The sequence below is a fragment of the Neobacillus sp. NPDC097160 genome, assembly GCF_044762155.1.
Classification (GTDB): domain Bacteria; phylum Bacillota; class Bacilli; order Bacillales; family Cytobacillaceae; genus Neobacillus.
In genome coordinates this window covers 143845-155410 of record NZ_JBIWDU010000016.1, presented here as the reverse complement: position 1 = coordinate 155410, position 11566 = coordinate 143845, and the positions used below count along the sequence as shown (strand labels likewise).

Genomic DNA, 11566 nt, shown 5'->3' with positions numbered 1-11566 from the left:
TTCCCGTTTATATGGCGCGCCCGGAAGAAGTCGAATCCACAACCTTCTGATCCGTAGTCAGACGCTCTATCCAATTGAGCTACGGGCGCATTATTTGAAACCAACTTTTAAAGTTTATCACAATCAATTTGGTTTGTCAATAAGTTTTTTGGTGCGGCCGAGAGGACTTGAACCTCCACGGGGTTGCCCCCACTAGGCCCTCAACCTAGCGCGTCTGCCATTCCGCCACGACCGCATATAAATTAGCGACAAAATTAATCATAACATACCAATCAACATATGACAAGTGGAAACATTTGGTGCGGGTGAAGGGAGTCGAACCCCCACGCCTTGCGGCGCCAGATCCTAAGTCTGGTGCGTCTGCCAATTCCGCCACACCCGCATGTTAATATTTATAACTCATTAAAAGAAATGGCTGGGCTAGCTGGATTTGAACCAACGCATGTCGCAGTCAAAGTGCGATGCCTTACCGCTTGGCTATAGCCCAATGATATTCATAATGAATAAGAAACAGGAAATGAATCAAAGTCACTCCCCATCCCTGATGACCCCTACGGGATTCGAACCCGTGTTACCGCCGTGAAAGGGCGGTGTCTTAACCGCTTGACCAAGGGGCCAGATTTGTTATGGCAGAGAAGGAGGGATTTGAACCCTCGCGCCGGTTACCCGACCTACACCCTTAGCAGGGGCGCCTCTTCAGCCTCTTGAGTACTTCCCCATATGGCTCCGCAGGTAGGACTCGAACCTACGACCGATCGGTTAACAGCCGATAGCTCTACCACTGAGCTACTGCGGAATAATATCATACAATAAGGCTATTGCCCTATCGACTCTTACCATTATAATGACGAAATAACAGAAAGTCAATATAGTTTTTCGATAAAAAAGCCTTCCAAAATCTGACGTTATTCCAAGGTTATTTCTTTAATCTTCGTTAATTTGCCTCTGCATTTCCCGCAAACATATCTACTAGTATCAATACTTCTTTTCCGATTATAAGAAAGCTGGCATTCTGTGCATTGATATAAAAGTATCTTCTTTGAGGAACGCTTTACCTTTCTATCGGGAAGTTGTGCGCAATAGCGAGGGGCTCCTGTCTTTTTAAGCAAAAGTTTAAAGTCTTGATCTTTATGCTGATACCCTTTCCCTTCTAGATGCAGGTGATAATGACATAACTCGTGCTTTATGATTCCGACTAATTCCTTTTCGCCGAGCTGCTCTAAATACTTTTTATTGATTTCAATATTGTGTGTACCTAGAAGGTATCTTCCTCCCGTCGATCTTAATCGTGGATTGAACGACGCTTTATGCTTAAACAGTTTTCCAAATAAATCAACAGATATCTTTTCAACCACTAATTGAAGATCTTTTTGTTCCATTTTAGGGATCCCTCACCTTCCGTGCGAACGTGACAACCTATTATAGCATATATTGTATATACCTTTAGAATGTTGAACTTTTCGGGAGGTTTTCCTTATGCCAACTTGGTTGCAAAACCAAATGAAAAGGGCTTTTTATGAGAAGGACCGCTATCAGATCAAACTGTTAAATCAGTGCTGGTTTTTTTACAGAAAAAAACACTGCTCTTAGAAGCAGTGTTCCCAGTAAGTAATGCGCCTTTAATTCGGAGAATGCTGTATACCGAATCAAAGGCGCTTTCCGTAATTCTATGATGGCGGCAGCATGGTTAAGGCGACGCGGCCTTTTTTCATATCAACTGAGTCCACCCAAACCGTGACAACATCACCAACAGAGACAATGTCTAACGGATGTTTCACAAATCGATTGCTAAGTTTAGAAATATGAACAAGCCCATCCTGCTTTACGCCAATATCCACAAATGCACCAAAGTCGACAACATTTCGAACCGTTCCTTGCAGTTCCATTCCAGCTTTTAAATCCTCTAACTTTAAGACATCCTTTTTCAGAAGCGGGCGCGGCAAATCATCGCGCGGATCTCTTTCAGGTCTAACTAACGCATCAATAATATCCTTTAAAGTTAATTCACCGATTGAGAGCTCTTCAGAAACAGCCTTTAAATTAAGACCATTAAGCGCCGTCATTAACTCTTCCGTCCCCAAGTCATTACCGGTAAAGCCCAGGCTGGACAATATTTTTTTCACTTCATCGTAGTTTTCTGGGTGAATTCCCGTTCGGTCAAGGGGCTGCTTTCCATCCAAGACACGCAAAAAGCCGATTGCCTGCTCAAAAGTTTTTGCACCAAGGCGCGGCACTTTTTTCAATTGAACTCTGCTCGTAAATTTCCCTTCTTCTTCACGCTTTTTCACGATATTGTTCGCGGCCGTTTTATTTAGCCCCGCTACATACTGTAAAAGCGAGGAGGAAGCCGTATTCACATTAACGCCAACTCTGTTAACCGCCGTTTCGACAACAAAATGCAAGGATTCTGATAGCCGCTTTTGAGAAACGTCATGCTGATATTGACCGACTCCAACTGATTTTGGGTCTATTTTCACTAATTCAGCAAGCGGGTCCTGCAAGCGGCGGGCAATCGAGACTGCACTTCTTTCCTCGACCTGGAAGTTAGGAAACTCTTCTCTGGCAAGGTCCGAAGCAGAATAAACGCTGGCACCCGCTTCATTGACGATTAAATAGAAAATTTCCTCATCCATTTCTTTTAATATATCAGCGACAAACTGTTCCGTTTCTCTTGAAGCCGTACCATTTCCGATCGCAGCCATTTCCACTTTATATTCGCGCAGTATTTTAATAAACTTTTCGCGTGCTTCTTTTGTTTTTGAAACCGGCGGGTGCGGATAAATCACGTCAATTTTCAAGACTTTCCCTGTCTCATCTACTACCGCCAGCTTACAGCCTGTACGGTATGCAGGGTCGACACCGATGACCACTTTTCCTTTTAACGGCGGCTGCAACAGTAAATTGCGTAGATTTTCAGAGAATATATGTATCGCTTGTTCTTCGCCCTTTTCCGTTAGTTCACTGCGGATTTCCCGTTCAATCGATGGCTGAATCAATCTTTTATAACTATCTTCCATCGCCTCTAACACAATGGGAGCTGCCGGCGAGTGCTGATTGCGGATCCATTTTCGCGATAGATAGGACAGGATGAGATCGGCATTCATTTTAATCCCGACCCTTAAAATATCTTCTTTTTCACCGCGATTTAAAGCTAGTGTTCGATGGGGAACGATTTTGTTTACCGGTTCTTCATATTCATAGTACATTTCGTAAACGTTTTTCTCGTCTTTTTCCGCTTCTTTCACAACGGATGCCACTGTACCCGATTTAAAGGTCTCTTTCCTAATCCATTTACGGCTTTCGGCATCATCTGAAACCCATTCTGCGATGATATCTTTAGCACCAGCAATCGCTTCATTAACCGCAAGAACTTCTTCCATTAAAAATTGCTTTGCTTTTTCATCGATGTTCTCCTTAGGAAAAGTCATCAGCCATTCAGCAAATGGTTCCAGCCCTTTTTCCTTGGCGACAGTTGCTTTTGTCCGCCTTTTTTGCTTATAAGGCCGATATAAATCTTCTACCTCTTGAAGTTTTTCTGCCTTTGTAATACTTTTACTTAGCTCGTCTGTTAATTTGCCCTGCTCAGCAATAATCCGTAAGACCTCTTCTTTTCTTTGTTCAAGGTTTTGAATATACTGCCAACGTTCTAAAACATTTCGAATTTGCACCTCATCAAGCGCGCCCGTCATTTCCTTCCGATAGCGGGCAATAAAGGGAACTGTATTTCCTTCATTCAATAATGAAATAACACTCTTCACTTGTTTATATGATATCGCCTGCTCAGCGGCTATTTTACTTAATAGCTGATCATCTTTTACGACTGTATCATTCACAAAAGGTCCCTCCATTCGTTTTACTATATTGTACCAAAATTATAAATAGGTCACAAAAAAGAAAAGCAAGCTAGATTAGCTTGCTCATAGGCAGAATTTAAAAATGAGGTCAGGTATGTATGAAAAAACGCTCTTTTTTAAAAGAGCGTACTTAAAAGCTAAAATTCGATGAGACCTAAGCTTACCTGCAAGGCTTCATCCACTTTCTCCATCATTTCGTCATCGAGATGAGTGATTTTATCGGTTAACCGCTGCTTATCAATTGTACGAATCTGCTCTAACAGAATGACCGAATCTCGTTCAAAACCGTAGCGCTTCGCATCAATTTCTACATGTGTAGGAAGCTTGGCTTTTTGAATTTGAGCTGTAATCGCAGCAACAATCACTGTGGGACTAAACCGATTCCCGATGTCGTTTTGGATGACAAGTACAGGACGGACGCCGCCTTGTTCAGAACCAACAACTGGGGATAGGTCCGCGAAATATACGTCACCACGCTTGACAATCAAAGGTTTATCCTCCGCTTACAAGACGTTCTACAGTATGTTCTGCCTCATATTCTGCCAGAAATGCTTCTGATGCAATTCTAAGATTTATTTTTGCCATTTCCATGTATCCACGTCTCATCGACTCGCGAATTTGTCTCTTTTTTCGTTCGCGCAAATACATTTTTGTTGCTTGGTAAATAAACTCGCTTCGGTTTACATTTTCTTGCTTAACGAAACCATCTAACTCAGTTAAAAGATGTTGCGGTAACTTCACTAAGATTTCCGTAGTTGCGCCGGATTCAGACACAAACATACACCTCCACCATCACTACACACCATTTTTAGCTAACCAGAAATTCATTCTGACGCATAAATATATCGCCTCATGAAGCGGCCCTTACAGCACGCCATTCGACGAGTTTTATCTGTACCAATTTTAATAATAACACTAATCGAGCCCAAATCATAGACTAAATATTTCTACTGTATTATAAGCCAATAAAAGATGCTTTTATGCACTAATTACCGCAATAACATAAATATGTTCTAATTTCTCTATTTACGCCTGCTAATTGTTAAGAAGATAATTTTTTATATCGACAATTTTTCCGCCTTTTTTATATATCCGGGGAACCCGATTTGTAATAATACATGGCACTTCATAATTAATCGTTTCAAGTTTAGCGGCAATTTCATTAACCGATATGAATTGATCCTCCTGCCGGCCAATTAATGTGACCTTTGTCCCAATCGGCATATATGAGGGGAGACGCACCATACATTGATCCATACAGATCCTGCCAACGATCGTCGAGCGCTTTCCGCCCACTAGCACTTCCTGACCTTGCAGCTTACGGATCCATCCGTCTGCATAGCCAATTGGAATCGTGCCAATCCACTCTTCTTGATCACTTTCGTAGGTTGCCCCGTAACTTACTTTATCGCCCTTTTGGAGCTTTTTCACATGGACAAGCCGGGATTGTAATGAGAATGCTTCCCTTAATGGGAAAGGAATTTCCTTTTCCATTTCGATAGATGGCGTCAAGCCATACATGGCAATTCCCAGCCTGACCGCATTAAAATAGGATTTAGGGAAACGAATGGCTGCCGCGCTATTGCTGGAATGAACATACTTTGGCCGTTTTGTTAGTGCGCTTATGATTGTTTCAAATAATGCTAGTTGCTGTCGGAAATAGGTATCATCCAGCGCATCCGCCGTGGCAAAATGCGTATAGATCCCTTCTAACTGGAAACGTTCATCCGCTAAGATCATTTGCTCGACGGACTTTAATTCTTCGCTGCTCCGAACGCCAAGCCTGCCCATGCCTGTATCTACTTTGATGTGCAATGATACACACTCATCCGTCAATAAGTATTCTTGCGCTTTCTCAAGCCATTCCTTCTGAAAAACAGTAAGGGTAATAGTAAATTCTGCTGCGGCTTTTACATCCTCAGGCCTTGATGCACCTAAGACAAGAATCGGAGCTTTAATTCCTTTATTCCTTAGTGCAATCGCTTCATCCATAAAAGCAACTGCCAAGTATGACGCCCCTGAAGCAAGCGCCGTTTCCGCGACTTGTATATCCCCGTGACCGTAGGCATTTGCCTTTACAACCGCAATGACATCGACTCCTTGCGGTAACTGTCTTTTTACAGAGGTGACATTTTCAGCAATACAATCTAAATCGATCTCTGACCAGGTATCACGATAGAAATATCCTTGTTCTTCCATACTTCCACTTCCTAATTCGATTTGAACATCATTTATTTTACCATAAAATTAAAAAAACAGGCCCTTTTAATAAGAGCCTGTTCGTAGTTTAGGATTATTTTACTGCCTCACCTTGAACTGATTTTGCAATCTCAATCATTTCTGCCCTGGTTAGGTTTTTCGAGGCAATCATGTAATCAACCCCGTCGTTTGACCATGAAAGGGAGTGATCGGACACCGCCCCAATTGTCACACCTAAATCGACGATATCACCTTCCATATTGGTCGGAGTGGCGGAGGCAGCCTTCGCGGTTACTTTTTCCTGGACAAGTGTAAAAGATTTTTTGCCGTCATACGTGAGAACAACCCTTTTCCCATCTTCAATCGTGACCGGTTTTTCTCCCACGAGCTTTGTCCCTTTAAGCTCATAGGTCGGATACATAACGGTAAAGGATTGATCGCCGCCATTCGCCATTGCCGGTAAATTAAGCTGGGCACGTGTCATATTCTTTTTCATATCGAAATCGTCCTTGTCAAAATCCGCTTTAAACTGAACTTTCGTAAACACGACCGTCACAAGGGCATTTCGGTCAGGATCCATCACTTTTACAACAGCGGGTGACAAATCACTTTTATTCAGCTTAATTTCTTGGAATGGAAGCATGCTATTGTTTTGATAGCGGGTTTTCGTTTCAAATATATAATGGTCTTTTGTCGAAGAGAACTTGGCCTCTTTATCCGCAACAATATCTTTAATCAACGATTCGTACAAATAGGCTTGGCTGCTGTTTTGCGGCCAATCGCTTTGAAAACGGAAACTCTTATTCAATGCTGGAGTAAGAACAAATACCCCTTGGTCATTTCGCAAAATCATTTGGCTTTGATCTTTTTCTGCATTTTTCAAATTGACGCGATAGAAAGTAGGATCCTTATGCCAGATTTCTACGTTATACACCTGTGAATCAGACCCCATTTTTAACGTCATTTTTGCATTCACCTTATAGCTGGCTAAGTCACTCTGTTTCCCCTTTAACTCCTTCACCACATCGTCTTGTGACTTTGAGCCACAGGCAGCGAGCATTAAGATAACCATCAACCCCGTCATAAGGAGCAACCACTTTTTCCTCATTCCTTCAACCCCTTCTTGTCTCATTTCATATGATAATCAAAGAAGAGAAAGGCAGGAATCAGGCTTCAATCTAACCATGCTGACCTTGTCTCTCCTATTTCCCTATGAATATATGAGACAACCTAGGGGAATATGCGAAAAAGGTTATCAAAAAAGTGTAAGCACCTTGACTAGATGCTGAAACTAGACAATTTCTCGAAGTTTAATTTTCCTCTATGATAACTTGTGCGACGGCATACTCCCTGCTGTGGGAGATGGAAAGATGCGCCTGCAGCTTTGGCATTGCAATCAAAGGCTTTCCGAAGGCGTCCGTTTCAATTTCAATATCTAAAAAGGACAGTTCTTTCCCTATTCCTGAACCCATCGCTTTGGAAAAAGCCTCCTTCGCCGCAAATCTTCCTGCTAAAAATTCCACCTTTCTCACATCGGATAATTCCTCAAACCTATTTTTTTCATTCATCGTTAAGATCCGGTCGACAAATTTGCTTTGTCTAGTGATGAGTTCCCGAACTCTTGAAAGTTCAATAATATCAATACCAATCCCTTTAATCATCGTTCATCTTCCTTCTATTTAAAATATCTTTTGCATAATAGTGTACAATACAGAAATTCTGTTTATCATGGTATGTGAGAGGAGGTTTTAATCTTGTTTACAAGAACCGAAAGCTTTCGTGAATTTATCCGCTTTTATCCAATGGTTTCTATTATTGTTGCCATTCACTTAGTATTATATCTTTTAACCGTATTTCCAATCTTCCCAAACTATTGGTTCTTTGAAAACTTTTCCGGCGTCAATCTTTATATTATGGAAGGGGAATTTTGGCGGCTGATTACCCCAACGTTTATGCACAGCGGTTTTGCTCATATGCTGTTTAATAGTTTTTCCCTTGTTTTATTTGGGCCGGCACTAGAGCGCATGCTTGGCAGCGGCAGATTTTTATTCATTTATCTCCTATCCGGACTGATTGCTAATGTCGCCACCTTGTTGCTCGAGCCGTTAACCTATACACATGTAGGCTCAAGTGGTGCCATCTTTGGGCTTTTCGGTTATTATATTGCGATTATTATCTTTCGGAAACATATGCTGTCCAAGCAGAACTCACAAATTATCCTAACTCTTTGTGTGGTCAGCTTAATTATGACCTTTTTACAGCCAAATATAAATATTACCGCCCATCTGTTTGGCTTACTTGGCGGCTTCTTACTAGGAGCGATTCCTTATTATAATAAAAAAGATCTTTCGGACTCCATTAAAAGCACAGCAAACTGGGCCGGCAACCGGAAGAAAAGCATTTCCTTTCAATCCCCATTAAAAGTTTTCATCTGGGCAGCGATTATCATCGTTGCTATTCTCGGTTTTTTTTCACAAAGATAACAGGTATAGCACCCGAAATTATTTTTCGGTGCTGTACCTGTTTTTCGTTCCCCTGAAATACCTTTCAGTAACCACGATAATAAATTTTTCTATAAAAAATAAATTTATTAAAATATGGGAAATCTAACAAAAACTTCGTGGAGTGAAGCGGTATGTCGATTTTCTCAAAGTCCAAAAAGCAGGCGCAGCCTTCAAAGGAAACCTCCGATCATCAAGTGTTTCTTGGCGAGGATTATGATGTTAGATTGAAATGGTTTAAAAATACCTTTCAGAAAAGTGATGATATAAGTTTTCATGAAATAACGGCTAATCAAACCCGCTGCGGAATTGTTTTTATACAGTGCATGGTTGACCAAGAGGTATTCGACGAGCAGGTATTAAAGTATATTGTTTCACCTCATTTCGCTTCATCACAGAAGGAATTACTTCATAAAATACTTGATCTACAATCGATCAGTACGATGTGTACCAGTATTCTCACCGATATGAAGGAGGCAACAGACCTTGTCTTAGACGGAAAGATCATCATCTTTTTCGAAGGTGACAGTCGAATGCTTGCCATTCCACTAACGAGCGTTGAAAAGCGAGCAGTAAGTGAAACAGCTAATGAGAACGTCATTAGAGGTCCAAGAGAAGCATTTGTCGAGGATATCCATACAAATATTACCATGATCCGTCGAAAAATTAAGTCTCCTGATTTAAAAATGGAACAGCTGCTGATTGGAAGATATACCAAAACGAAGGTCATGATTAGTTATATTGAAGGGCTATGCAAAGAAGAGTTACTCGCAGATGTTAAACGAAGAATAAACCGAATTGAAATGGATGGTGTATTAGCAAGCAGCTATATCGAAGAGTGTATCGATGATTGGCCACTATCACCGTTTCCGCAATCGCAAAAAACGGAGCGTCCTGATGTCGCTGCTGCAGCCCTATTAGAAGGAAGAGTAGTTATTTTTGTAGATGGAACACCGATTCCACTGATCGTACCTGTTACCTTTTATATGTTCCTTCAATCAGCAGAGGATTATTATCAACGCTATATTTTAACTAGCGTGGTCCGCCTGCTTCGCTATGCCTTTTTAGTCGTTTCACTGCTTTTCCCATCTTTCTATATCGCGGTTACGACCTTTCATACGGAAATGATTCCGACCAAATTATTAATTTCTGTGGCTGCGTCTCGAGAATTTGTGCCATTCCCTGCCATTGTGGAAGCATTTATTATGGAATTAGCGTTTGAAGCCTTGCGTGAAGCCGGAGTCCGCACGCCGAAAGCGGTCGGTCAGGCCATTGGCGTTCTTGGCGCCTTGGTGATCGGACAAGCTGCGGTACAGGCAGGAATTGTATCGGCACCGATGGTGATCATTGTCTCGCTGACAGGAATTGCCTCCTTTATCATTCCTGGCTATGATTTAGCGTTCTCCATTCGGCTGCTCCGCTTCCCAATCATGATTTTATCAGGTACATTCGGCATCTTCGGATTGATGATTGGCTCGCTTCTGATCTATGTACACGTAGTACATCTAAGTTCATTTGGCCAACCATATCTTTCCCCTACAGCGCCGCTTAAGACTAGCGATTTAAAGGATACGTTTGTACGCGCTCCATGGTGGTTATTGAAACGACGACCATCGTTTGCCGGAGCTGCCGATAAAAATCGGTTAACGATTAAAAACTCATTTCCTGAGGATGATGAAGATTAATGAAAACGTTAAAATGGTTAATCGTCATGTGTACATTAGTATTATCAGGATGCTGGTCAAGTGTCGAAGTCAATAAGCGGGCTTTCATCGAAACCATGTACGTTGACAAAAGTACAAATGGGGAAATGGAAATAACGCTGTCATTTCCACTTCCCCAACGATTGATTCCAGGGAGCGCCGGGGCATCGGGCGGGAATCCGTATGCCCAATTGTCAAGTACAGGAAAAACCGTGACAGATGCTTATCAAAAAATGCAGGCAGATCAATCGCGAGAACTCAGCTGGGGGCATACAAGAGTGATTGTCATCAGCGAGGAAATGGCCAAGGAAGGCATTGGACATATTTTAGAGTTCATTGTCCGCGAACCGAAATTAAACATCAATAATGCCATTTTGGTTGCACCGGGAAAAGCCAAAGATATCGAAGAATTAGTTCCGGTTTTCGAAGCATATCCCGGAGAAATCATCCGGAGATTTACCCAAAATAAAGTGACGTTATATACCACTCCAAAAGACTTCCTTGAAACGGAAAATGGCGATATGATCACAGGGCTTTTAACTAAAAAAAGGAAGAAAATGCTTAGTGAGAAAGGGAAGAATAAATTGTGGGTTGGCACCGGAGGAATGGCACTATTTCAAAACTATAAAATGGTCGGCAAATTAACTCCGAGTGAAGGACGCGGAGCATTATGGCTGCGGAACTCGATAAGTAAGGCTGCGGTAACGATAAAATCCCCCACCGATGGGAAGCTTATTAGTTTATTAGTCTTACAGGCACATACGAAAATCCGCCCATCTAAAAAGGAACCATACACATTTAATGTATATGTTACGGCAGAAGATGATATTTCAGAATCACAATCTAACATTGATTTATCGAAACCAAAAAATATCTATCAATTGGAACGAATAGCCGAAAAGGAAATTAAGGACCGCATCGAAGCAGCATTTAACGTCTCTAAAAAGGTAAAAGCAGATGTTTTTCAATTTGGTGAATACTTATCATGGCATAAACCAAAAATATGGGAAAAATCCAAAAAGGATTGGCCTGCCATTTATCAAGATAAAGTGAAGCTAAATATCCATGTTGATTTGAAGATTAAGCGTCCTGGCAGTGAAAATAATCCATTTTGGATAAAGGAATTACATTCATGATCATCATTATACTTTGTTTTCTACTGATCTTTTTTAACGAATGGGTATATTTAAAGAAAAAGAATCGTAAAAAAAGAACGTATTGGATTGTTTTTTGTATTATGGGTGTCTCATTTTCGTACTGTATTGCCACGGTCGTATTTAAGCAAATGCCGAGCCCCAATGACTTGATC

Annotated in this window: 11 protein-coding genes and 7 tRNA genes; 4 read left to right on the top strand and 14 right to left on the bottom strand. The window is 41.4% G+C overall.

Translation table 11 applies throughout. The features are described from left to right. Positions 1–12: 12 nt before the first annotated feature. The 8 genes from ACIQXV_RS21765 to ACIQXV_RS21730 all read right to left on the bottom strand — a co-directional run bounded on the left by ACIQXV_RS21765 (position 13) and on the right by ACIQXV_RS21730 (position 1379). A tRNA-Arg gene (locus ACIQXV_RS21765) sits at positions 13–89 on the bottom strand. A gap of 60 nt (positions 90–149) precedes the next feature. Further along, positions 150–235: transfer RNA gene (locus ACIQXV_RS21760), tRNA-Leu, on the bottom strand. Between the two features lie 62 nt (positions 236–297). Next, positions 298–382, bottom strand: a tRNA-Leu gene (locus ACIQXV_RS21755). A gap of 30 nt (positions 383–412) precedes the next feature. Beyond that, positions 413–487 (bottom strand) — tRNA-Gln (locus ACIQXV_RS21750). A gap of 58 nt (positions 488–545) precedes the next feature. Beyond that, positions 546–617: transfer RNA gene (locus tag ACIQXV_RS21745), tRNA-Glu, on the bottom strand. A gap of 10 nt (positions 618–627) precedes the next feature. Then, positions 628–718 (bottom strand) — tRNA-Ser (locus ACIQXV_RS21740). A 3-nt stretch (positions 719–721) separates the two neighbouring features. Beyond that, positions 722–796 (bottom strand) — tRNA-Asn (locus tag ACIQXV_RS21735). A 109-nt stretch (positions 797–905) separates the two neighbouring features. After that, on the bottom strand, positions 906–1379 hold the full coding sequence (locus tag ACIQXV_RS21730) for a SprT family protein (RefSeq protein WP_402962038.1): 474 nt from the start codon (positions 1377–1379) through the stop codon (positions 906–908). 97 nt (positions 1380–1476) lie between these two features. Between ACIQXV_RS21730 and cmpA the strand changes: the two genes are divergently transcribed. Continuing rightward, complete coding sequence (gene cmpA / locus ACIQXV_RS21725; protein ID WP_007083554.1) at positions 1477–1590, top strand: cortex morphogenetic protein CmpA; 114 nt, start codon at positions 1477–1479, stop codon at positions 1588–1590. 77 nt (positions 1591–1667) lie between these two features. Here the strand turns inward: cmpA and ACIQXV_RS21720 are convergent, their stop codons facing one another. The 6 genes from ACIQXV_RS21720 to acpS all read right to left on the bottom strand — a co-directional run bounded on the left by ACIQXV_RS21720 (position 1668) and on the right by acpS (position 7714). Next, positions 1668–3848: a Tex family protein gene (locus ACIQXV_RS21720; protein WP_402962036.1), complete on the bottom strand. Its 2181-nt coding sequence runs from the start codon at positions 3846–3848 to the stop codon at positions 1668–1670. A 143-nt stretch (positions 3849–3991) separates the two neighbouring features. Further along, positions 3992–4342, bottom strand: coding sequence for a type II toxin-antitoxin system endoribonuclease NdoA (gene ndoA, locus ACIQXV_RS21715; RefSeq protein ID WP_007083556.1), 351 nt, complete (start codon positions 4340–4342; stop codon positions 3992–3994). Between the two features lie 4 nt (positions 4343–4346). Further along, positions 4347–4628, bottom strand: a complete 282-nt coding sequence (locus tag ACIQXV_RS21710; protein ID WP_166243318.1) for a CopG family ribbon-helix-helix protein — start codon at positions 4626–4628, stop codon at positions 4347–4349. A gap of 261 nt (positions 4629–4889) precedes the next feature. Further along, positions 4890–6053, bottom strand: a complete 1164-nt coding sequence (gene alr / locus ACIQXV_RS21705; protein ID WP_402962034.1) for an alanine racemase — start codon at positions 6051–6053, stop codon at positions 4890–4892. Between the two features lie 94 nt (positions 6054–6147). Beyond that, a complete protein-coding gene (locus ACIQXV_RS21700) occupies positions 6148–7161 on the bottom strand; it encodes an outer membrane lipoprotein-sorting protein (protein WP_402962032.1) in 1014 nt (337 codons plus the stop codon). 202 nt (positions 7162–7363) lie between these two features. Continuing rightward, entirely contained in the window at positions 7364–7714 is a 351-nt protein-coding gene (gene acpS / locus ACIQXV_RS21695) for a holo-ACP synthase (protein ID WP_402962031.1), read from the bottom strand. Between the two features lie 93 nt (positions 7715–7807). Here acpS and ACIQXV_RS21690 point away from each other — a divergent pair, with 93 nt between their 5' ends. The 3 genes from ACIQXV_RS21690 (at position 7808) to ACIQXV_RS21680 (ending at position 11393) form a co-directional block, all read left to right on the top strand. Continuing rightward, positions 7808–8536: a rhomboid family intramembrane serine protease gene (locus tag ACIQXV_RS21690; RefSeq protein ID WP_402962029.1), complete on the top strand. Its 729-nt coding sequence runs from the start codon at positions 7808–7810 to the stop codon at positions 8534–8536. Between the two features lie 152 nt (positions 8537–8688). Continuing rightward, positions 8689–10239, top strand: a complete 1551-nt coding sequence (locus ACIQXV_RS21685) for a spore germination protein (RefSeq protein ID WP_402962027.1) — start codon at positions 8689–8691, stop codon at positions 10237–10239. Further along, positions 10239–11393, top strand: a complete 1155-nt coding sequence (locus ACIQXV_RS21680; RefSeq protein ID WP_402962026.1) for a Ger(x)C family spore germination protein — start codon at positions 10239–10241, stop codon at positions 11391–11393. The genes ACIQXV_RS21685 and ACIQXV_RS21680 overlap by 1 nt, the downstream gene beginning before the upstream one ends. The last annotated feature ends 173 nt before the right edge of the window (positions 11394–11566 follow it).